Genomic DNA, 22,000 nt, shown 5'->3' on the forward strand with positions numbered 1-22,000 from the left:
TCGCCTCCCCTTTCTAGCGGGTGCCCGAGATCTTCGAGTAGGGCTGCCCCGAGGCCGCGGGGCCGGTGGCCCCCTTGATGGTGAGGGCCAGTACGATGATGCTGGCCACATAGGGGATCATCTGCACGAACTCGTGGGGGATGGGCGAATTGGGGATGATTTGAATGTAGAGCTGCACTGCGTCAAAGAGGCCAAAACACATGGCTGCGGCAAAGGCCCCGGTGGGGGTCCAGCGGCCCATGATGATGGCGCCCATGGCCAGATAGCCCCGGCCGGCCACCATCCCCTCCTGGAACAGGTTCATCTGCCCCACCGAGAGGAACGCACCGGCCAGCCCGCCCAGGAAACCGGAAATCAAAACGCCCAGAAACCGCATGGCCCCCACGTTGATGCCGGCGGTCTCGGCCGCCCGGGGATGTTCGCCGCAGGCGCACATCCGCAGCCCCAGCGGGGTTTTGAAGAGGACGAAGTTGCAGACAAACAGCAGGATGAGGGCGATGTAGACGATGGGGGAAAAGTCGGCCAGGATGTTCCCCACCAGGGGGATGGGGCGCAAAAACTCGGTGGTGGCAATGGTGTTGACGGTGGGGGACATCCCCTTTTGCCCGAAGATGGCCTGCAGCCCCACCGAGCAAAAGCCGGTGGCCAGCAGCACCAGGGCCTGGGAGGAGACCCCCTGCGCTCCGCCGCAGACGATGGAGACAAAGCCGTGGATGGCCGAGATGACCACGCCGACGAGGACGGCCAGGAGAACGCCGAACCAGGGGTTGCCGGTCCAGTAGGAGCCCAGCACCGCCAGGAAAGCGCCCATACTCATAATGCCCTCGAGGCCGATGTTGAGGATGCCCGTGCGCTCGGAGATGGTGGCCCCCATGGCGGTGATGGCGATGGGGGTGCCCAGACGGATGGTGGCCAAAACGATGTAAGACAGGGCGCTAAGCATGTGCCACACCTCTCTTCTGTGCTTTTTTCATGAGGTAGCGGATAAAGTTTTCGGAGCAGACAAAGATGATGATCAGCCCCTGGACGATGGAGACGAATTCGGAGGAGACCCCGGTGCTCATCTGCATCAGCGCCGCGCCGTTGCGCATGGCGCCGAAGAGGAAGGCGGTGAGCAAAACGGCGATGGGATTGCTCTTGGCCAGCAGGGCCACGGCAATGCCGGTGGGGCCGTAGCCGGGGGAGTAGTCGGCAAACACCCGGAAGACCGAGCCGTGGATCTCCAAACAGCCTCCGAGCCCGGCGAGGGCGCCGGAGATGAGAAGGGCCAAAAACATGTTGCGGTCGACATTGATGCCGGCGGAGCCGGAGGCATTTTTGTTGATGCCGGTGGCCCGCATCTCATAGCCCCACTTGGTCTTGTTGATGAAGATGTAGACCACGATCACAGCGAGGACGGCGATCAGGATGCCCGAATTGATGTTGTAGGGCCGCCCGATGAGGGCGGGCAGGCGGGCGGCGTCCTGCATCTTCTCGGTGGCCGAGAGCTGGCCCCCCGAGGTGACGAAGACGCTGATGACCAGATAGGTCAGCAGGAACTTGGCGATGTAGTTGAACATGATGGTGGTAAAGACCACGCCCACGTTCTTTTTCAGCCGCAACCAAGCGGGGATAAAGGCCCAGGCCATGCCGCCCAGCATGCCGCAGAGCAGGCAGACCGGCAGGTGGATGATCGCCGGCAGCTTGAGGTAGATGCCCGCCAGGCAGCCCAGCAGCGCGCCGATGATGAGCTGGCCCTCGACGCCGATGTTGAAGACCGAGCCCTTTCTGCCCACGGCGATGGCCAGGCCGGCCAGGATGATGGGGATCATCCGGTTGATGGTGCCCGCAATGGCGCTGGGGGTACCCAGCGCCCCCTTGAAGAGGGAGGCGTAAGCGGTGAGGGGATTGACCCCCAAGATGGCGAGGATGATGCCGCCGGTGATGATGGAGAGCGCAAAGGCGATGAGGGAGATGGAGCACTCCAACCCCATTGCGCGCAGCTTCTCCGAACTCGGTTTCTTAAATTTTTTGGTGGGTCTCTCCTTCGCGGCCACCGAAGGGGGCCGCTCAGCGGTTGACTGCTTCATCGATATCCTCCTCTCCGTCTACACCCAGCATGTACTGCCCCAGAAGCTCTTTGGTGATCCCCTCGTTTTTCAGCACCTTGACGATGCGCCCTTTGAAGAGGACGGCAATGCGGTCGCTGACCTGTAAGATCTCATCGAGTTCGAGGGAGAAAAGGAGGACCCCTTTTCCGGCGTTTCGCGCCTCCACCAGTTTTTCCTGCACAAAGGAGATGGCCCCCATGTCCAGGCCGCGGGTGGGCTGGATAGCCATGATCATCTCGGGGTTGGCGCTCATCTCCCGGGCAATGATGATTTTTTGCTGATTGCCGCCGGAGAGCTTGCCGGTGGGGTCGTCCAGGCTGCCGCAGCGGATGTCGAAATCCTCCTGGAGCTTCTGTGCGTTCTGGTCGACCTTTTTGCGGTCCAAAAAGGCCCCGTACTTGAGGAAGCGGCGCTGGTCTTGAAACCCGAGGACCAGATTTTCCTTGACCGAGAAATCCAGCACCAGGCCGTCCTTGTGCCGGTCCTCGAAGATGACCCCCACCCCTTTTTTCTTGATTTCCTTGACCCCCATCTGGGAGATGTCCTCCCCCTTAAAGGTGAGGCTCCCCTCGCTGGGGTGCAGCTTGCCGCAGATGATGTTCTCCAACTCCTCCTGGCCGTTGCCGTCCACCCCCGCAATGCCGAGGATCTCGCCCCGGTGCAGTTGCAGGTCGATCTGATGGAGTTTTTGAACCCCCTGGCGGGTCTTGTAGGAGAGATTGTTCAGGTCCAACAGCACCTCGCTGTTGTCCACTTGGACGCGCTCGCCGCCCCCCATGATCACCTCTCGCCCGACCATCAGCCGCGCCAGCTCCGCCTGATTTACTTCGGAGATGGGCTTGGTGCAGACCACCTTGCCGCGGCGGATAACGGTGACCTGGTCGGATATCTTCTCCACCTCGGCCAACTTGTGGCTGATAAAGATGATGGTCTTGCCGCTGTCCCGCAGCCGCATGAGGATGTCACAGAACTCGTCGATTTCCTGGGGGGTGAGGACGGCAGTGGGCTCGTCGAAGATGAGGATCTCCGCCTTGCGGTAGAGGATCTTCAAAATTTCCACCCGCTGCTGCATGGTAACCGACAGTTCACTGACCTTTGCGCTGGGGTCGATGCCCAGCCCGTACTGTTCGGAGAGCTGGCGCACCTCCCTCTCCGCTTTGGGGTAGTCGATTTTCAACCGGCTGCCCACCTCCATCCCCAGAATGATGTTCTGGGTGACGGTGAATTTGGGGATGAGCATAAAGTGCTGATGCACCATGCCCAGCCCGCTGGCGATGGAGTCTTTGGGGGAGTGAAAGCGGACTTCCTTGCCCCGCAGATAGATGCTCCCCTCGTCAGGTTGGTTGAGTCCGTAGAGAATGCCCATCAGGGTGGATTTGCCCGCCCCGTTCTCCCCCGCCAGGGAGTGGATCTCCCCCTGTTCGATGTCGAGCGAAATGTGGTCGTTCGCAATCACGCCGGGGTAGATTTTGGTGATTCCCTTTAGCTCGATGATCTTCTCCCGCACCTCTGGTTCACGCCCTTTCTGTGCAGCCGGACGGCGGCCTTTTTTCGAGGCCGCCGTCCGCCGTTCTATTTACGCCGGGAACTGGAAGCTGTCAAACTCTTCCTTGGTGGCCGGAACTTTGATTTTGCCGTCGATGACATCCTTGCGCAGGGCCTCCACCTGATCGATGGTCTCCTGGGGGATGGTCGCCTTCAGGGTCTCGTTGGTGGTGTAGAGCAGGTCCACGCCCTCTTCTTTCAAGCCCATCTCCACCGGGGTGCCGCCCTTGAAGCTTCCCTCGGCAATCTCTTTGAGGAAGCGGTAGCAGGTGTTGTCCACCCGTTTGACCTGGCTGGCGACGATGCGGTCGGGCATCAGGTGGAACTGCCCGTCGGCAGCGCCAAAGGTCCAGCAGTTCCCGCCGCGCTCAGAGGAGGCCTGGAAGACGCCCACGTTGCAGGCCGCAGCCGCCGGGGCGATGTAGTCGACCCCCTGGTCATAGAGCATGTTGGCGATTTCCTTGCCCTTGTTGACATCGGTGTAACTGCCGGTCTGGGTAGAGGTGACGGTGGCCCTGGAATTGACGTACTTGACGCCCGCCTGGAACCCGTAGTCAAAGCGGTTCATGATGACGTTGGAGTTGGAGCCGATGAAAGCCAGCTTGTTGCTCTTGGTCAACTTGCCCCCCAGGGCGCCCAGCAGGAAGGCTGCCTCCTGCTCCCGGTAAAAGGCAGATGCCACATTTTCCAGGTCGGGGATGGCGCAGTCCGGGCTGACAAAGTAGACGTCCGGGTACTCCGGCGCCAGTTCCTTGATGGTGTCCTGATAGGTGTCGGCCGGGAAGATGATGACATTGATCCCCTGGCTGATGAGGGAGCGGGCGGTGTTGGCCGCGTCGGCTGCCGACACCTTCTCGATCTTGTTGAGCTCAAAGCCAAACTCGTCGGCCGCCTTCTGGCAGCCCGCCAGCGCCACGTCGGAGAAGCTCTGGGTGCCAAAGCCGCCCGAGACGACGATGGCCGCCTTGATTTGGACCTTCTTCTCCCCGTCTCCCTTTGCCTCTTCGCCGCCCCCACAGCCGGTCAGGCCGCCCAAACAGAGAAGTCCCGCCAGAGAAGCGGCGAGAATGCGCTTCCCCAATTTCCAATTTTTCATCTCGATTTCCTCCTTATTTTTGCGGACAGATCGCGCCTGAACGCTCTCCGTCACTAAAAAGATGGACAAAAACTTAGGAATAACTGCGCAGGCTGTCGAGGAAGAGCCGCACAAACCCCTCTCTGTCAATGGAGTCGACAAACCAGAGATTGCGCTCCTCCTCGCTCTTGCCGTAGTAATTTTCCATGTCGATGACGGTGAAACCGGTGGTGATCTCCCCCTTGCACTCCACATCGCAGTAGTACTTGGTGGCGGTGAAGAGTTCGGGGTCGGTCAGGTAGGCCACCGTGGCCGGGTCGTGTAGCCGTGCCACCCCCTTGAAGCGGCGGCCGGCCTTGAGTTCCTGCTGGGCGGACTGGAGTTGCCCCTCTGACTTGGCGTTTCTGCCGTATCCGCCGAGGATGGCGGTGGTCATTCTGGCTGCCGGGTTGTCGATGCGGGCGATCTCCTCCACCTCTTCGGCGAGCAGATAGGCCTCTCTCGTGGTGTCCAGCGGGCAGGCGTAGATGGGGACCCCCGAAAAGAGCAGCTCTCGAAACCCTTCTGGGTCCACCAGAACGTTGAAGGTGGTGATGGGGGTAGGGTTTCCCGTGCGGTAACTGGTGCCCATGAAGACGATCTTGTCGATTTTCTCCTTGACCTCCGGGCAGCGGCGCAGCAGCAGGGCGATGTTGGTCACCGGACCCAGGGCCAAAATGGCGACCTTCTCTTTGCTCTGGAGCAACTTGTCCCGCAAAAACTCCCAGGCGGGTGCGGCCACAAGGGCCTCGTCGTGCAACTGGTCAAAGGTCCACCCCCGCAGTCCGTTGTCTCCGTGGATATAGGCGGCGTCCACCAATTCGCGCTCCAGAGGCTTTTCCTTTCCCCTGGCCACCGGGATGTCTCCCCTGCCCAGCAGGTGCAGCACATTGCAGGTGTTGGGGGTGGTGTGGCAGAGGGCCACGTTGCCCGCCACCGTTGTGACTCCTAGGATATCAAGTTTGTCGGATGCGCAGGCAATCACGAGGGCCATGGCGTCGTCGATGCCGGTATCTACATCGATCAGTACGGGGATCTTCTTCATCTTTTCCTCCTATCTTCCCCCACCAAAAGGGGGACACTTATCCAAATTGCAGAGGGCTTTCGCACCTTCTCAGCTGTTTATCAAATCGGGGGTAAAGTGGCGGACGCTCTCGAGGAACAGCCGGGCAAACCCGGCCCGGTCGATGGAGTCCACATACCAGAGGTTGCGCTCCTCCATCGATTTGCCGTAGTAGTCCTCCATGTCGATGACGGTGAAGCCGGTGGTGAGCTCCCCCTTGCACTCCACCTGGCAGAAGTACTTCTGGCGGGTGAAGTAATCGGGCCGCAGCAAGTAGGCCACCACCGCCGGGTCGGGCAGGTGGGCCAGCCCCTCCCGGTTCCAGTCCCGCTCCCCGTCCTTCTGGGCCAGGCAGCCCCCCTTCTGGCCGATGCGGTCGCCGTAGCCGGCCAGGGTGCGGGAGACCATCTTCGCCACCGGACCGGAGATGCCGGCGATCTGCCGGCACTCCTCGGGGGTGAGGGTGGCATGTCTGGTGGTGTCCAGGGGGAGGGTGTGCAGCTCGACCCCGCTCTTTAAAAGGATGTCAAAGGCCTCGGGGTCCACCAGCACATTGAAGGTGGAGACGATGGTCGGGTTGCCGCAGCGGTAGGAGGCCCCCATGAAGAGGATGCGGCGGATGCGGGATTTAAGCTCGGGGTACTGCTGGAGAAAGGCCGCCACGTTGGTGGCCGGGCCCAGGGCGACGATGGTCACCGGCTCCTCGCTCTCGGTGAGGACCCGGGCCATCTGCTGTTGGGCGGTGAGGGGGGAGAGGGCCTCCAGGTGCTCCCCCTGGAACTGGTAGCCCCGCAGGCCGTTCTCCCCGTGCACCTCGGGGGCCCGCAGCAGCGGGCGCTGGAGGGGACCCGGCAGCCCCTGGGAGACCGGGATGTCGCCCCGGCCCAGCAGGTGCAGGAGGTTACAGGTGTTGCGGGTGGTGTGGTAGAGGGAGGCGTTGCCCGCCGCCGTGGTCACCGCCCGGATGTCCAGCTCCTCGCTGGCGCAGGCCATGATCAGGGCGTAGGCGTCGTCGATGCCGGTGTCCACGTCCAGCAGCACAGGTATCTGTCTCAACTGACCGCCCTCCCTATTTGCTGGGGAAGGAGAAAGCCGCGAACTCGTCCTTGGTCGCGGGGATTTTGAGCTCCCCGCTGACGACCTTCTGGCGCAGCTCCTCCACCCGGTCCTTCACATTTTGGGGGATGGTGGCCGCCAGCTCTCCGTTGGTGGTGTAGAGCAGGTCGACGCCCCCCTCTTTGAGGCCCATCTCCTGGGGCTGCCCGCCCTTCCAGTTGCCCTCTACCGCGTCCTTGAGGAACTGGTAGCAGACGTTGTCGATGCGCTTGACCTGGCTGGCGAGGATGCGGTCGGGCATCAGGTGAAACTGCCCGTCGGCGGCGCCAAAGGTCCAGCAGTTGCCCCCGTGCTCTTTGGAGGACTGGAAGACGCCGGTGTTGCAGGCCGCGGCGGCGGGGGCGATGTAGTCGACCCCCTGGCTGTAGAGCAGGTCGGCCATCTCCTTGCCCTTGTTGACGTCGGAGACGCTGCCGGTGTACATCGAGATGACGCTGGCGTTGGGGTTGACATACCTGGCGCCGGTCCGATAGCCGTACTCAAACCGGTCCATGACCACGTTGGAGGTGTGGCCGATGAAGGCCACCTTGTCCGACTCGGTGAGCATCCCCGCCAGGGCGCCCAGCAGGAAGGCCGCTTCCTGTTCCCGGTAATAGGCGGAGGCCACGTTTTCCAGGTCGGGAACGGCGGCGTCGCCGCTGATGAAGCGGACGTCGGAGTTTTCGGGGGCCAGCTCCTCGATGGCGTCGTTGAAGAAATCGTTGGGGGAGATGATCATGTTGACCCCCTGGCCGATGAGGGAGCGAATGGTGTTGCTGGCGTCGGAGGAATTCACATTCTCCACCTTGGTCAGCTCAAACCCGAACTCGTCGGCCGCCTTCTGGCAGCCGGCAAGGGCCACATCCTGAAAGCTCTGGGTGCCGAAGCTGCCCGAGATGATGATGGCGGCCTTGATGTCGCCCCCCTTTTTGCCTGCGTCCCCCCTTCCTTTTTGTCGCCGCAGCCGGCGAAGGCGGTGAGGCAGAGGCAGCCCGCGAGAAGGGCGGCCAGGGTCCGTCTGATCGATTTACCTTTAAACATGTGAAATCCCTCCTTAAAAATTGGTCAGTGTAGGCGCGGCCAAGGGGCGCGCAGCGATCTGTTCAGTTGAAATCGAATTTCCCCCGGCCGCTCACTCCCCCTTCATGCACAGGTGCACCGCCGCGGTGGTGAACGCCTTGGGGAGGGCGAGGATGTTGGGGTGCTCTCCCAGGTACTTCTTCTGGGCGTCGGCCCGGGCCTCCTCAAAGGTGGCCCGGATCTTCATCCCCATCCCCCGGGCGTAGCCGGGCTGTTCGGCCCCCACGATGTAGATGGCGGCGGTGTTCATCTCGGCGATGTGGCCGCAGCTGATCATCGAGAAGCCGTGGAAGGGGTGAAAGCCGTTACAGTAGCGGTAGCGGCGGATGTACTCCTCGTTGGTGGCGAAGTACTCGCCGTAGCGGTTGACATCCCGCAGGGTGTTCATGTGGTCTTTCTGAAAGAGCTCGTAGATCTCGCGGTAGCCGGTGAAGAGCTCGTCGTGGAAGTAGCCGTTGCAGGTGGAGGAGCAGATGACCACGCAGCGGTCGCTGAGCACCCGCTTGTGGCGGATGATCTCGGCCGAGATGGCCTGCATCATCATGATGGGGTTGGTGCCCATCCCGTCGCCGTAGTGGAAAAATTGGGGCATGCCGAAGACCAGCACGTCGTACTTCTTCTCGGCCCAGTGGACGTAGGTGCGCCGGTCGGCGGTCTCCCAGCTCTTGGGCTGCATCACCTTGGCCCAGCCGCTGTTGATCTCGATCTGGCGGGAGCGGGTGTCCAGCACCGCGTCGCAGCAGAAGAACTTCTTCCCCATCCGCTCCTCCATGTACTGGCCGATCTCGTCGAACTTCTGGCGCATGAGGGAGTGGCTGCTCACCGGGGTGAAGTCGGGGCGGTGCATCACCGCCGGCACGTGGTGGGAGGCGATGGAGCGCCAGTGGGTGATGCCGGTGGCACAGTGCTTGTAGCCCCCCGAGTAGCCCCCGTAGGGGTTGCCCTGGGTGTGGCCGATGAGGACGGCCACGTCGGCTTCGTAGACGTATTTGTTCACCAGCACCGGGTCGCCCCGCGGGGTAGTGCCCAGGTCCACCAGGTGCTCGTAGTCCTCGCTGTCGTGGTTGCGGATCTGCCCGGTGGGCCAGAAATCGGAGAAGAGCTCCTCCCCCAGCACCCGGCGGATCTCCTCCTCGGTGTTCTTGCGGTGCAGCCCGTTGGAGCACAGCAGCAGGATGTCTTTTTTCTCCACCCCGGCTTTGTAGAGCTCCTCCAGGACGATGGGGATGGACACCTTGCGGTGGGCGGTGGGCTGCTCGCCCCCCTTGACCCGGTCGGGGAAGACGATGACCACCTTGGAGCCCTTGTGGGCCAGCTGGGAGAGGGGTGGCATCCCCATGGGGTGGAGGATGGAGTCCCGGGTCGCCTCCACCAGCTTTTCCTCGGGGATGCAGGGCGGGTCGGGGACCGTCTCCCCGGGGATAAAGACGTCGGTGTCGTCGGGCAGTTGGGCGCTCATCATCCCCTGCCCATACTCAAATTCCAGTTTCATGCGATTTCCTCCTTGGCATCAAAGTAGGCCGCGGCGATCTGGGCGAACTCGTCCGGGTAGAAGCCGATCTCCCCGGCAAAGCGGGTGAGCCCCACCAGCCCGCCGTCCAGGTTGGGCAGGGCCCCGAAGGCGGCGGCGTTTTCGGCCTTCAGCCCCCCGCCGTAGACCACCGGCAGCCGGACGATCCCCTTGATGAGGGCGGCGATCCGCCCCACCTCATCGGCGGTGGGCACCGGTTTGCCCGGGCCGATGGACCAGATGGGCTCATACCCCAGCACGATATTGGGTGCCCCGTCCACCCCGGGCAGCCCCTGGCGGAGCTGGCGGCGGAGGACGGCCTCGCGCACCGGGATCTCCTCGGCGGTCTCGCCGATGCAGAAGAGCACCTTGAGCCCGGCCGCCAGGGCGCAGCGCACCTCGTCGCAGAGGAGGGCGTCCACCGCGTCGGCGTCGCCGGTGAGGGCCATCTTGTCGGCCCGCTCCTCGCTGTGGCCGATGAGAGCCCAGGTGCAGCCCAGGGAGCGGGCGGCGGTGGCGGTGCGAAAGGTGGTGAAGGCACCGAAGTTCCCCCCGGGGGCCACGTCCTTTCGGTAGACCCCTTGACAGCCCACGGCCACCGCCGGCCCCGGCCCGGCCGCCGCGTTCACCGCGGGGAGGAGGTGGGCCTCCGGCAGAAAAAAGACCGTCTCCACCCCCGGGCGCTCGGCCAGGGCGGCCCGGCTCTGGCGAACCAGGGTCTCGCCCCACTGGGCCGGCGGGCACTGGGTGTTGATGCCCCCCAGCGCGCGAGGAATGTCGAATCGCTTTAGGTTGACGAATAGGTACTGGGTCAAATCCCCTCTCCCCCTCTTGTTGCTTCTCGGGCATCCCGCCCAATTTCTATCCACATCATAGCCGATTTTCAGGGTTTGTAAAGAAAAATGTTTGCAAACGTTCTCACATCGTTATCCTGCCTATAATTCCCGTATTTCATTGTACATTCTGTCATAAAAACGGGGTATAGGAAAAATATCCCTCTTTTCTTCTGCTTTATCTTGCAAACACAGTCCCGCCGGTGTACAATTTAGAAAAAATCGAGAGAGGTTTGGCGGCTGTTTTTCAAAAATATGTTGCAATCGTTTTCACTCACTTGTCACAGGACGCCCCAAAACAGGTGACCGGCCATGACACTCAAAGAAATCGCCCGGGAGGCAGGGGTCTCCATCTCCACCGTCTCCCGGATCATCAACGACCCCAACCACCGCACCGCGGCCCCCGAGGCCGCCGAGCGGGTGTGGGAGATCGTCCGCCGCACCGGCTACACCCCCAACGAGGCGGCCAAGGCCCTCAAGAGCCGGGACCAAAACCCCGCCCCCCGGCCGGCAGGGCGGACCATCTCCTGCGTGTTCGCCCGCACCGAGATGTTCTCCCGCCAGTTTCAGGACCAGATGATGCCCTCGGACCAGTTCTTCGCCGAGATCTTGCGGGCGGTGGAGAAGGAGGCCATGGTGCAGGGCTGCTCGCTGGGCTTTTCCTTCTCGGCGGTCAATCTGGACGACTTCAAGACCGACCGGATGCTGGAAAACCTGGACAAGGGGGGCGTGGTGGTGCTGGGCCGCCCCCGCAAGGAGCTGCTGGGGCGGCTGCAAAAGCTGCGCAACGTCATTGTGGTGGGGCTGGCCTCCGGCGGGCCGACTTCGACCAGGTCATCTGCGACGGGTACAAGGCCGCCATCCAGGTGCTCGAACACCTCTACCGGCAGGGGCACCGGCGCATCGGCTACCTGGGAGAGGTGAAAAACGAGGTCCGCTTTGACGCCTATATGGACTTCATGTTGGAGCGGGAACTCCCCTTTTCGGAGGAGTACATCTACGAGTCGGCCCTGACCATGGAAAACGGCTATTTCGGCATCAAGCGGATGTTTGCCTCCCCCCGACTGCCCACGGCGGTCTTCTGCGCCAACGACATCAGCGCCATCGGGGCAGTGAAGGCCATTCGGGAGTTCGGTCTGCACATCCCCCGGGACATCTCGATCATCTCCATCGACAACATCGCCATGAGCCAGTTCACCACCCCCTCCCTCACCACCGTGGACGTGCCCAAAAACGAGCTGGGGAAGGTGGCGGTGAAGCTGCTGCTCGACCGCATCGAAAAGGGCCACACCCTTCCCCTGAAGGTGGAACTGCCCTGCAAGCTGATCGTGCGGGAGAGCTGCCGCCCCCTGGAAAAGGGGGAGCGGGAGTAGCCGCCCCCTTTCCGCCGCGCGGGCGGCAAATCAAAAGCGCCCCCGGAGACCGCGGTCTCCGGGGGCGCTTTTGGCTGTGGGGTGGCGAGGCCCTGGGCAGGGGCGCAGGTGAAAAAGGGCGGCAAAAAGCCCCCGGCGCGCGGGGGGCCCCTCTCCCCTCTGGGTTGAGAGGGCAGTGCCGCGAGACGGGCCCGCGCTGCGGGTGACAGGCCCCCCGCGGCTTTGACAGGGGAACAGGGCTAGAGGCGCTCGTCCTCCCAGTCCTCCCCGTCTGTCTGTTCGCCGTCGTGAAAGTCGTCGTCGCAGGCGTGGCCGCCGTCGTCCAGCAGCTCGCCCACCCGGATCTTGCGGGAGAGCTTCATCTTCTCCACCTGCTGGTGGAGGGTCTCCTTGACCTCGCGGGGGCGGCGGATATTTTTCAGTTCCAGCACCGGCATGGTCTTGTCTGAGGACTGGACCAGCACCGAGCCCACCCCGAAGATGCGCTGGCCCAGGGTGATCTTCAAACTGATGTCCCGCACCCGGTAGAGGAGCACCTCTTCCTGCCGGGTGTTGAGGAGGCCGGTCTCCAAAAAGAGGCGGTCTTCGGACATGGAGTAGCGGGTAAAGGTGATGGGCATCCCCAAAATGCGCTTGCGGTCTTTCCAAACGATTGGCACTTCACTGACCATCTGGCAGTCCTCCTTGGCTGGCTTTTCTCCATTGTACCAGGGCGGGGCCAAAAAGGCAATCTACCTGGCCTGGCCCCGGCCCTCCAACCCCTTCAACTGCTCCAGCCAGAGGGCGGCGCTGGAATCGCTGGGCATCCGCCAGTCCCCCCGGGGGGAGAGGGAGAGCGCGCCCACCTTGGGCCCGTCGGGGAGGGCCGAGCGCTTGAACTGCTGGGCGAAAAAGCGGCGGTAGAACAGGCGCAGCCAGCGCAGGATCTCCCCTGCCGAAAAGGCCCCGGCAAAGGCGGCACAGGCCAGCCGGTAGACCTTGCGGGGCGGCTCGCCCCAGAGAAGGGTATGGTAGAGGAAGAAGTCGTGCAGCCGGTAGGGGCCCACCAGCGACTCGGTGCGCTGGGCGATCTCGCCCCTGGCCCCGGCGGGGAGCAGTTCGGGGCTGACCGGGGTGGCCAGTATATCCCGCAGGACGGCGGCGCTCTCCCCTCCCGCCCGGTCGGCGGCAAAGGCGACGAGGCGGCGCACCAGGGTCTTGGGCACCGAGGCGTTGACGGCGTACATCGAGAGCTGGTCGCCGCCGTAGGTGGCCCAGCCCAGGGCCAGTTCCGACAGGTCGCCGGTGCCCACCACCAGGCCGCCCTCGGCGTTGGCCAGGTCCATCAGCACCTGGGTGCGCTCCCTCGCCTGGGCGTTTTCGTAGGTGGTGTCGGTGCGCCCCTGGGGGTGGCCGATGTCGGCCAGGTGCCCCTCCACCGCCCGGGAGATGGGGATTTCCCGAAAGGAGGCCCCCAGAGAGAGGGCCAGTCGGCGGGCGTTCTCCCGGGTGCGGGGGGTGGTGCCGAAACCGGGCATGCCCACCGCCAGGATGTCCCCCCGGGGGCGGCCCAGGGCGTCGGCCGCCCCGGCGCAGACCAGCAGAGCCAGGGCGGAGTCCAGTCCCCCCGAGACCCCCAGCACCGGGCGGCAGCCGGTGTGGCGCAGCCGCCCCGCCAGCCCCACCACCTGCAGGGCGAGGGTCTCCCTGCACCCCGCCTCCCGCCCCGGGCCGGGGGCGGGGACAAAGGGCTCCCGCTCCACCGGGCGGGTGAGGGCGGTCTCCCCCACCTGAACGGAAAAGGGGACCCGCCGGTATCCCTTCTCCGGCGGGAGGAAGGTGCCCATCCGGCTGCGCGCAAAGGCCAGGTGCTGCAGGTCCAGCTCGCTGCAGGTGAGCCCGCCCTGGAGTAGCGGGCTCTCGGCCAGGAGAACGCCGTTTTCGGCGATGAGGCTGTGCTCGGCAAAGACCAGGTCGGCGGTGGACTCCCCTACCCCGGCCGAGGCGTAGAGGTAACCCGCCAGCAGCCGGGCGGACTGTCCGGCCACCAGCCGGCGGCGACAGGCGGCCTTCCCCGCCGTCTCGTTGCTGGCCGAGGGGTTGGCGAGGACGGTGGCCCCGGCCAGGGCCAGCCCCACCGAGGGCGGGAGGGGGACCCACAGGTCCTCGCAGATTTCCACTCCCAGCACCCAGTCGGGCAGTTCCCGGCAGCAAAAGAGCAGGTCGGCCCCAAAGGGGACCCGCTGCCCGCAGAGGAGGACGTCCTCCCCGCCGAACGGGCCGGGGGTGAACTGGCGCCCCTCGTAAAACTCGCCGTAGTTGGGGAGGTTTCGCTTGGGCACCACCCCCAGCAGCCGCCCGCCCTGCAGGACGGCGGCGCAGTTGTAGCGCTTTCCCCCGGCCCGCACCGGCAGCCCCGCCACCGCCACAAGGTCCCCCAGCTCCCCGCTGGCCCGCAGCAGGCTCTCCAGGGCGGCCTCGGCCCCCTGGAGCAGGGTCGGCTGCAAAAAGAGGTCGCCACAGCTGTAGCCGGTGAGCCCCAGTTCGGGCAGCACCAGCAGTTTGACCCCCTGGGCCGCCGCCTCCCGCAAAAGCCGGATGCTCGCCGCAGCGTTGTAGGAACAGTCGGCCACCCGCAGGTCGGGGCTGCCCACCGCCACCTTTAAAAATCCATCTCTCAAAACCCCTCACTCCCCTTCTCTGCCAGTCTGCCCCGGGGGCGGCCGGCCGATGCCAAACGGCGAGAAAAAAGGCGTCTCGGAGAGGGTTTCTCCGAGACGCCTTTGTCTCTTTCTTTCAGTATACTCCCGGGCGGGGCGGTCTGCAAGGCCTAGCGCCAGGGCTCCTCCCGGCAGAAGGCGAGGCACTCCTCCAGGGGGACCGCCGGGCTGTAGAGATACCCCTGAAACCGGGTGCACCCCAGGGCGATGAGGGCGTCGCGCACCTGCGCGGTCTCCACCTGTTCGGCCACCGTGTCGAAGGAGAGCCCCGTCCCCAGGGAGACCAGGGAGGAGACGATCTCCCGGCTGCGGGCGTTCTCGGTCACCTGGCGCACCAGGGAACCGTCGAGTTTGACGTAGCGGAAGGGGTTTTCCTGTAGATAGCGCAGGGAGGTGTGCCCCATGCTGAAATCGTCCACCGAGACGGGGATCCCCGCCGCCCAGAGGCGGCCGATGTTCCCCGACACGTGCTCGCGGTCGATGAGGGTGGTCTCCTCGGTGACCTCCAGCCCCAGGCCGCCGGGCTGCACCCCCGCGCCCTGGGCCATGGCGATGATCTGCTCGACCAAAACCGGGTCGTCCAGCTGGGCGGCTGTCAGGTTGACCGAGACCGAGAAGGGCCGTCCCAGCGCCGCCCGAAAGGCCTCGGCGGCGCGGCAGGCCCGCCGCAGCGCCAACTCGGTGAGCTGGTCGTAGACCCCCTCCTCCTGTGCCAGGGAGATGGCCAGGGGCGGGTAGACCAGTTGCCCGCCAAAGCGCCAGCGCAGCAGGCTCTCGGCGCCGAAGGCGCGGCCGTCGGCGTCCACCTGGGGTTGGTACCAAAAGGGGACCGCGCCGGTTTGCAGGTCCGCCCGCAGGCGGGAGGCCAGCCGCTTGGCCGCCGCCCCCAACTGCCCGCCCCGGTCGAGGAAGCGGGGCCGCTCCCCCGTCCGCTCCCCCGCCTGAAAGGCGTCGGTGAGGGCGCGCAGCATCTCCTGCTCGCGGCCGGAGCGCACCCGGTCGGAGAGCTTGACAAAGGGGGCGTAGATGGCGGTGCCCGCCGCCACGATCACCAGCTGCACCGCCGCCCCCCGCCAGGAGTCCACCGCGATGTAGCCGCTGAAGAGGACCGGGGTGGTCCAGGTGACGGTCTTGGTCACCACCGGCAGAAAGCCCACCCAGGTGGCGAAGTAGGCGATGCACAGCGAGCAGATGGGCACCAGGATAAAGGGGATGAGGTAGATGGGGTTCAAGATGACCGGCAGCCCGTAGACCAAGATCTCGTTGATGCCGAAAAGGCCGAAGGGCAGCGAGGCCCCGGCCAGGCGACGGTCGTCCTTGGAGCGGGAGAAGAGCAGCAGCGCCAGCAGCAGACAGATGGTGGCGCCACAGCCGCCGATGAGGGCGAAGTTGTCGAGGAAGGACTTGCAGACGATGGCCGTGGGGTCGGCGTTGGCGGGGACGAAGAGCCGGGTCGCCACCTGGTCGAGGGCGTTGCCGCCGTGGATACCGAACATCCAGAGGGTGCCCTGCAGGGCGGTGAAGAGGATGCCGCCGGACAGGTTGTTGCCCGCGTGGGAGAAGAGGGCGCTGGCCCCGGCGGTGATGAGCTCGTTGAGGCTGGCCACCCCGGCCAGCCAGTCCAGCGCCAGATTGCCCGCGGCAAAGACGGCCACGCAGAGCAGGGCGGGGGCGATCCCCCCCATGGCGGCGCGAAAGCCCTCGTCCGCCCCGGCGGTGGAGAAGCGAAAGCGCCGGGGGGCGTGCTCGCCCAAAAACACAAAGAGCTTGGTGCCCGCCACCGCGCACAGCAGGGCGGTGAACACCCCGGTGGAGCCAAAGCCCGCCAGCCGGTCCGCCGGGGCGGACTGGCCGAAGGTGGCCACAAAGCAGGCCACCGAGAGGGCCATGGCCGTCACCTGGGTGAACAGGTCCCCCTCCCGACAGGCGCCGGCGTAGTGAAAGCCCACCGCCCCCGCCACAAAGATGGAGAGCAGGCCAAAGGTGCTGTCCCCCACGCAGGCGAGGAACCGGTCCAGCGCGCCGCCCCAGAGGGTGGGCAGGGCCGCCTGAAAGGCGGGCAGGGGAAAACTGCGCAGGAGCAGCGCAAAGGCCCCCACCATCAGCAGGGGGACAAGGGTGATAAACCCCTTCTTAATGGACGAGAGCACCCGATTTTGCTCCAGCGCGTACAGCGCCTGCATTGCGCGTTTTCCCATGGCGGCAAACTGCCTCGTTTCTTCCCTTCAAAAAAAGGAAATTTGTCATTATTGTAACACATCCCTCTAGGCACTTACAATACAGCCAAGGGGTCATTGGGCGCAAAAAGCCAAAATTTCCAACCTTTCCCTGCAAATTGGTCTCACCGGGCAGGGGATGTGGTATACTGAAAAAAAGGCGCCGGTCCCCCCTGGGAGCCGGCGCCCTGACAAGTCATTCAAAAAGGAGCTTTTGCCGTGCGAAAAACAAGGGGCCATCTGGCCCGCAAAGCCGTGGCGGGGGTGCTGGCCCTGGGCCTGACCCTCTCCCTTTCCGGCTGCGTCAAAAAGGGGGAGCAGGCCCGGTTCGACCAGTACCTCTCCACCCTGCCCACCGCCATTCTGGACAGCGACTCCCTCGACATCAACTACCTGTTTCAGGACCCGGAGGCCCACGGCTTCTCCCTGGAACTGCTGCAGCTCCCCTACGCCGACGCCGAGGACTACCAGGAGAGCAAAGCCACCTGCCAGGAGATTTTAAAGAACCTGAAGGGCTTTGACGAGCAGTCGCTGGACCCCTCCTCTCGGCTGACGCTGCAGATCCTCAAGGACTCCTTTCAGCGCACCCTCCTCACCCTGGACTACTATTCCCTGGACAACAACTACCTGGGCAGCTTCCTCGGCTTTCAGGCGCAGCTGCCCATGCTGCTGGAAAACTTCTACTTCGAGCGGCAAAACGACCTGGACAGCTACTTTAACATCCTGCGCACCTGCGGGGAAACCTTCCACCTCTACGCCGAAAATGAGCGGGCGCGCCAGGAAAACGGCTGCGGCATGTGCCAGAGCATCCTCGACAAGGTCATCGAGCAGTGCGAGACCTTTGCCGCACAGGAGACCCCCTACCTGGCGCCCATCATGGACGAGAAGATCGACGGCTGCGCCTTTTTGAGCGAGGGGGAGAAGGCCGAGGCCAAGGCCACCAGCCGACGGCTGCTGGAGGGGGAGCTGATGGCCGCCTACCGCCAGCTGGCAGAGGAGCTCTCGCAGATCGACGCCCCCGAGGAGGAGCTGGGCCTCGCCCACCAGCCCGGCGGCAAGGACTACTACCTGGCGCTGCTGCAAAAGAACACCGGCATCGACTGGGAGATGGACGAGGTCAAGACCTTCCTGCACACCCACATGGCCCAGGCTGCCACCGACATGGGCAAGCGGATGCAGGCGCTGCAAAAGAGCGACCCCGCCGTCTACCGGGAACTGATGGAGGGGGCCACCCCCGCCTACTCCCGCTTCTCGTCGGTGGAGGAGACGCTGGACTACCTGGGGGAGGCCATGTTGCAGGATTTCCCCGCCACCGAAAACCTCACCTACCAGATCCGCTGGGTGGACGAGTCGATGAAGGACAACTTCTCCCCCGCCGCCTACCTGAAAAGCCGGATCGACAAGCCCCTGGGCAGCCCCCAGATGATCTATATCAACGGCGAATACAGCACCGACCTCTTCTCCACCGTCGCCCACGAGGGCTACCCCGGCCACATGTACCAAAACACCTATTTCCAAAACCTGCAGCTGCCCACCATCCGCTATATGATCGACTACAACGGCTACTCCGAGGGGTGGGCCACCTATGTGGAAAACAGCAGCTACAAATACGCCACCGAGGACCGGGAGCTGGCCGAGCTCTACGCCTACAACAACCGCTACACCCAGTGCGTCATCGCCCTGGCGGACATCGGGCTGCACTACGACGGGTGGAGTTACGAGCAGTTTGCCGCCTTTTTAAAGACCTATTTCGGCGACGAGATGGACGACGAGGTCCTCCGCTCCCAGTTCTACCTCAACCTGGAGACCCCCACCAACTACCTGCAGTACTACCTGACCGGCATGGCCTACCAGGACCTGTATGACGGCGCGAAAGAACAGTTGGGGGAGCACTTCTCCCCGGTGGAATTCAACCGGGTGCTGCTGGAGACCGGGCCCGCCAGCCTTGACATCCTGCAACAGCAGGTGGACAGCTACGTCAAAACCGCCAAGGGCGGGGCGCAGAAGGCGGCCTGACGCTCTCCTTTGCACGGCCCCTGCCCGAACGCTTTTCCCCGCCCCGCGAAAGAGAGGGCCGACCCCATAGGGGGGTCGGCCCTCTCTTTTCTGCGGCAAACAAAAAAGGCCCGCCTAAAGCGGCAGGCCGTAGAGACAGGCAAAGCCAAAGAGGAGCCCGAAGGCCGCCCCGGCGACGGTGTCCCGCGGGAAGTGGACCCCCGCCAGGGGGCGGACCACCGCCATCCCCGCCCCGGCGAGAAAGACCGGCAGCCCCAGCCAGGGGGAGAGGTACCAGAAGGCACAGCCGATCAAAAAGGCCGAGGCCACATGCCGGCTGGGGAAGGAGCGGCCCGCCTTCTCCCGCCCGATGAGGGGGGCGATGGTCAGGGCCTCGTAGGGGCGGGGGGCATTGTGGAGCCGCCGAAAGATACTCACCAGCAAAAAGCCGGCCGCCGGCACCCAGAGCACCTTCCAAAAGCGGGCATCCCGCCGCCAAGCCAGGACCAAAAGGCCCAGGGGGTAGGCGCAGTAGACCAGCCGGGGCAGCCAGCGGTTGGCCGCCTTGAGGGCAGCCAGACGGCCGGGCCGGGCCAAAAACCAGCGGCGGACCCGCTCGTACTGCGGCGCTGTCACAACCAAATCCCCCCTTCTCCCTGTCGGCGTCTCCATCCTACCACAGGAGGGGGCGGGGGCGCAACCCTAGGGCCGGGGCGACAGGGTCACCGGCTCCGTCTCGTCCAGGGCCACCTGGTAGAGGAGAAGGGCATCCGCCCGGCCCTCCCCCGCGCCGGCGGGGGTTTGGGGAAGAACGATCCAGTGGGGAACCCCCTTGTCGTCAAAGAGGGCCACCGCCGTCCGGTCGATCTTTTTGCAGCTGCCGATGGAATAGGTCTCGACCCCTCCGCCCCGGCGGAGCTGAAAGATCCCCCTCTCGTAGGTGAGGTGAAACTTGCCCGAATCGCTCTGCCAGCGGCCCTCCAGCCGCTCCAGGAGGGGGCGACCCTCCCGCCCTCCAAAGAGGAAGACGGCCGCGTGGGGCTGGCGGTCCTCCCCCCGGTAGCTGACGGCGCAGACGTCGTCCCGCAGCCACCGGAGTTTGACCTCTCCCCCCCTCCAGCCAGCCCTGCAAACTGGTTTCCGGGCGGATGAAAACGCCCCCTACCGAGCGGTAAAAAATCATCCGCCCCGAGGCGGTGTTTCGCCGCAGGACCACCACCTGTCGAAAGTCGGGCGAAGGGGCGATGAGCCGGTGGGTGGTGAGGGCGTCGGCCGCCGCACAGACCGCATTGACCCCCAACAGGGCCCCAAAAAAGGCGGCCAGCAGCGCCCGGCCGAGGCCACTGCGCCGCGCCAGGCAGAGAGCGGCCCCCAGAGCCGCCAACAAGGTCAGCCCGTTCAGGAGGGGGGCCAGCCAGGGCCAGAGATAGCGGCACCCCCGCTCCCCCACCACGGCGGCATAGTAGCAAAGCTGCCCCCCGCCCAGCACCAGCGCGGCCCAGAGAAACACCCGGCCGTAGGGACGCAACTGGGCAGCCCGCCAGGGCGGCGTCTCCCCCGCGGGAAAGCGGCGGCTCCACCCCTCCTCCCACCGCCGCCAGAGGGCGGGACAGGGGGTGGCCGGGCATCTGCGCCACCGGCCACCGCTCCACTGCCGCAGCTGGGTCAACGCCTCTTCCGATGGGGCGGGCAGGGCGTTTTTGGGAAGGGGGATACAGCGGCGGCCGACCAAAAAGACCAGCAGTTCCCCTGTCTCCAGCACCTGCCACCCGCCTGGTTCCGCCTCCACCTGCAGGCCGGGGGCGCGCCATACCAGCCCCTGGGGGGAGAGGATGAGGGTCGCCTCCGCCCCCCGGCGGCAGGGGCGGCGCAGCCCCCGCAGCCCCCGCCAGAGAAAGAGCCGGTTGCCCCAGAGGGCCGCCGTCAGCCCGCCGATCAGGAGGGCCGTCGCCAGCGGGGGCTGCCAGAAGTAGGTGCGAAAGGATCCGGCGGCGCTGAGGGCCAGATAGAGCCCCGCCAGTCCCCCCACCGCGGCGCAGGCCAGCCGCACCCACCTTCCCCGCGCCCGGTAGCGGACGTCGGAGGCCCGGCAGAGCAGTTCCCGCGTCAGGGGGTAGCGGCAGGTGACCACATCCATAGAACACACTCCTCTCTTTTCATGGGGCGGGGCCCCGAAGGCTCCCGCTCCCCTCTGTCCCCCGCCGGAGGGCGGGGCAGCGCAGGGGGACGCCCCTGCATCACAAAAAATGGCGGCCGCCCGTCCGCCCCCGCGGCGGCAAGTCCCTTCCCACCAGCGGGCAAAACGGCTTTGGCCGTGCCGCCGGAGGATATGCCACCTGTGGCAGAGGGCAGCCGCCCTCTACAATCGGGGTACGCTGTGTTTTGCTGCTGCGGGGGAAAAACACCGCTCCCATGGCCGTGGCCAAAAGACCGGCAGCGCGGTCGAAAAAACAGCCTGCGGTTGCTTCTTATGATACCACCGATCGACACGATCCGCACCCCTTTTCCCCCGGGAATCGCCCGCCTTTTCGACAAAATCCACCTCCTCTTTTTGCCGGATCGCACAATGTTTCCCGCCGCCCTTGACAGCCGGACGGCCGCCGCCGTATACTATTTTCCCTTTCGCTTTGCGGGAGGGAAAAATCAGGAATGCAAAAAAAAGGAGGCAGACGAGATGCAGCAGCAACCCATTTTGATCCAGGGGGCCATGCCGGTGGAGGTAGCGGCCCTGCGCGAGGCCCTGGAGGGGCGGGAGGACCAGACCCTGCACGGGTTCTCCTTCTCCACCGGGACAGTGGAAGGCCACCCCCTGGTGGTGAGCGAGACCCAGATCGGCACCCTCAACGCCGCTCTGTCCACCGCCGTGGGCATTGGCGCCTACGCCCCCCGGGCCGTCATCAACCAGGGGCTGGCCGGGGCCCACGTGGGGGAGCTGGCGGTGGGCGATCTGGTGGTGGGCACCGCCACCGTGGCCCTGCACGGGATGCAGAGCCCCGCCCGGGCCGCGGGCGAGGGCTGCGCCCCCTTCGACTGGGTCTTCGACCCCCGCTCGGTGCCCATCCCCTCGGACGAGGCGCTGCTGCGCCACTTCACCCAGGTCCCCTGGCCGCACGGCCGCGCGGTGGCGGGGGTGCTGGGGAGCGGCGACCTCTTCAGCCGGGAGATCGACCGCATCCGCTGGATGCAGGAGAAAAAGGGCGAACTCTGCGAGGAGATGGAGAGCGTGGGCAGCTACGAGTGCTGCCGCCGCTTCGGGGTCCCCTGCATCGGGGTGCGCGTCATCTCCAACAACGAGCTCACCGGCGAGCCCTTCACCGACTTGGTGGCCGGCGACCTGCAGCGCTGGCTGCTCGGGCAGATCGCCTGCCTCTGACCCCGCCTGGCCCT

Annotated in this window: 19 protein-coding genes; 4 read left to right on the forward strand and 15 right to left on the reverse strand. The window is 65.1% G+C overall.

Translation table 11 applies throughout. The features are described from left to right. Positions 1 to 13: 13 nt before the first annotated feature. The 9 genes from GT748_RS03390 to GT748_RS03430 all read right to left on the reverse strand — a co-directional run bounded on the left by GT748_RS03390 (position 14) and on the right by GT748_RS03430 (position 10,312). A complete protein-coding gene (locus GT748_RS03390; protein WP_021660871.1) occupies positions 14 to 943 on the reverse strand; it encodes an ABC transporter permease in 930 nt (309 codons plus the stop codon). Then, positions 936 to 2,069 carry an ABC transporter permease gene (locus tag GT748_RS03395; RefSeq protein WP_021660870.1) on the reverse strand — a complete coding sequence of 378 codons (1,134 nt, stop codon included), beginning with the start codon at positions 2,067 to 2,069 and terminating at the stop codon, positions 936 to 938. Before GT748_RS03395 ends, GT748_RS03390 begins: the two co-directional genes overlap by 8 nt. Then, entirely contained in the window at positions 2,050 to 3,597 is a 1,548-nt protein-coding gene (locus tag GT748_RS03400) for an ABC transporter ATP-binding protein (protein ID WP_021660869.1), read from the reverse strand. The genes GT748_RS03395 and GT748_RS03400 overlap by 20 nt, the downstream gene beginning before the upstream one ends. A 69-nt stretch (positions 3,598 to 3,666) precedes the next feature. Next, entirely contained in the window at positions 3,667 to 4,731 is a 1,065-nt protein-coding gene (locus GT748_RS03405) for a BMP family lipoprotein (RefSeq protein ID WP_044993167.1), read from the reverse strand. Positions 4,732 to 4,804: 73 nt separating this feature from the next. After that, positions 4,805 to 5,794, reverse strand: a complete 990-nt coding sequence (locus tag GT748_RS03410; RefSeq protein ID WP_021660867.1) for a nucleoside hydrolase — start codon at positions 5,792 to 5,794, stop codon at positions 4,805 to 4,807. Positions 5,795 to 5,863: 69 nt separating this feature from the next. Further along, positions 5,864 to 6,868, reverse strand: coding sequence for a nucleoside hydrolase (locus GT748_RS03415; RefSeq protein ID WP_044993166.1), 1,005 nt, complete (start codon positions 6,866 to 6,868; stop codon positions 5,864 to 5,866). 13 nt (positions 6,869 to 6,881) lie between these two features. Continuing rightward, complete coding sequence (locus GT748_RS03420) at positions 6,882 to 7,934, reverse strand: BMP family lipoprotein (RefSeq protein ID WP_081693061.1); 1,053 nt, start codon at positions 7,932 to 7,934, stop codon at positions 6,882 to 6,884. A 105-nt stretch (positions 7,935 to 8,039) separates the two neighbouring features. Next, positions 8,040 to 9,479: a lactate racemase domain-containing protein gene (locus GT748_RS03425; RefSeq protein WP_021660863.1), complete on the reverse strand. Its 1,440-nt coding sequence runs from the start codon at positions 9,477 to 9,479 to the stop codon at positions 8,040 to 8,042. Next, a complete protein-coding gene (locus tag GT748_RS03430) occupies positions 9,476 to 10,312 on the reverse strand; it encodes a triose-phosphate isomerase (protein ID WP_021660862.1) in 837 nt (278 codons plus the stop codon). The genes GT748_RS03425 and GT748_RS03430 overlap by 4 nt, the downstream gene beginning before the upstream one ends. Positions 10,313 to 10,642: 330 nt before the next feature. Here GT748_RS03430 and GT748_RS15910 point away from each other — a divergent pair, with 330 nt between their 5' ends. Both GT748_RS15910 and GT748_RS15145 read left to right on the forward strand, forming a co-directional pair. Beyond that, complete coding sequence (locus GT748_RS15910; RefSeq protein WP_021660860.1) at positions 10,643 to 11,254, forward strand: LacI family DNA-binding transcriptional regulator; 612 nt, start codon at positions 10,643 to 10,645, stop codon at positions 11,252 to 11,254. After that, positions 11,197 to 11,703 carry a substrate-binding domain-containing protein gene (locus GT748_RS15145; protein ID WP_052537711.1) on the forward strand — a complete coding sequence of 169 codons (507 nt, stop codon included), beginning with the start codon at positions 11,197 to 11,199 and terminating at the stop codon, positions 11,701 to 11,703. Before GT748_RS15910 ends, GT748_RS15145 begins: the two co-directional genes overlap by 58 nt. 239 nt (positions 11,704 to 11,942) lie before the next feature. Here the strand turns inward: GT748_RS15145 and GT748_RS03440 are convergent, their stop codons facing one another. From GT748_RS03440 to GT748_RS03450, 3 genes are all read right to left on the reverse strand, one after another. Beyond that, positions 11,943 to 12,374, reverse strand: coding sequence for a PH domain-containing protein (locus GT748_RS03440; protein ID WP_021659943.1), 432 nt, complete (start codon positions 12,372 to 12,374; stop codon positions 11,943 to 11,945). A gap of 60 nt (positions 12,375 to 12,434) precedes the next feature. Beyond that, the gene (locus GT748_RS03445; protein ID WP_161213260.1) at positions 12,435 to 14,363 is read right to left on the reverse strand and encodes an NAD(+) synthase; all 1,929 of its coding nucleotides are present in this window, start codon (positions 14,361 to 14,363) and stop codon (positions 12,435 to 12,437) included. Between the two features lie 149 nt (positions 14,364 to 14,512). Continuing rightward, positions 14,513 to 16,600: a PTS sugar transporter subunit IIC/EAL domain-containing protein gene (locus GT748_RS03450; protein ID WP_083546621.1), complete on the reverse strand. Its 2,088-nt coding sequence runs from the start codon at positions 16,598 to 16,600 to the stop codon at positions 14,513 to 14,515. A 237-nt stretch (positions 16,601 to 16,837) separates the two neighbouring features. Between GT748_RS03450 and GT748_RS03455 the strand changes: the two genes are divergently transcribed. Continuing rightward, the gene (locus tag GT748_RS03455; RefSeq protein WP_044993151.1) at positions 16,838 to 18,634 is read left to right on the forward strand and encodes a DUF885 domain-containing protein; all 1,797 of its coding nucleotides are present in this window, start codon (positions 16,838 to 16,840) and stop codon (positions 18,632 to 18,634) included. A 114-nt stretch (positions 18,635 to 18,748) separates the two neighbouring features. Here GT748_RS03455 and GT748_RS03460 read toward each other — a convergent pair whose 3' ends face one another. From GT748_RS03460 to GT748_RS03470, 3 genes are all read right to left on the reverse strand, one after another. Beyond that, the gene (locus GT748_RS03460; protein WP_044993153.1) at positions 18,749 to 19,249 is read right to left on the reverse strand and encodes a phosphatase PAP2 family protein; all 501 of its coding nucleotides are present in this window, start codon (positions 19,247 to 19,249) and stop codon (positions 18,749 to 18,751) included. Positions 19,250 to 19,315: 66 nt separating this feature from the next. Continuing rightward, positions 19,316 to 19,465, reverse strand: a complete 150-nt coding sequence (locus tag GT748_RS03465) for a hypothetical protein (protein ID WP_021660828.1) — start codon at positions 19,463 to 19,465, stop codon at positions 19,316 to 19,318. Further along, on the reverse strand, positions 19,452 to 20,750 hold the full coding sequence (locus tag GT748_RS03470) for a hypothetical protein (protein WP_021660829.1): 1,299 nt from the start codon (positions 20,748 to 20,750) through the stop codon (positions 19,452 to 19,454). Before GT748_RS03470 ends, GT748_RS03465 begins: the two co-directional genes overlap by 14 nt. 537 nt (positions 20,751 to 21,287) lie before the next feature. Here GT748_RS03470 and GT748_RS03475 point away from each other — a divergent pair. After that, positions 21,288 to 21,986, forward strand: coding sequence for a 5'-methylthioadenosine/S-adenosylhomocysteine nucleosidase (locus GT748_RS03475; RefSeq protein ID WP_161213259.1), 699 nt, complete (start codon positions 21,288 to 21,290; stop codon positions 21,984 to 21,986). The last annotated feature ends 14 nt before the right edge of the window (positions 21,987 to 22,000 follow it).

The organism is Bittarella massiliensis (ex Durand et al. 2017) (assembly GCF_009876955.1).
Classification (GTDB): Bacteria; Bacillota; Clostridia; order Oscillospirales; family Ruminococcaceae; genus Bittarella; species Bittarella massiliensis.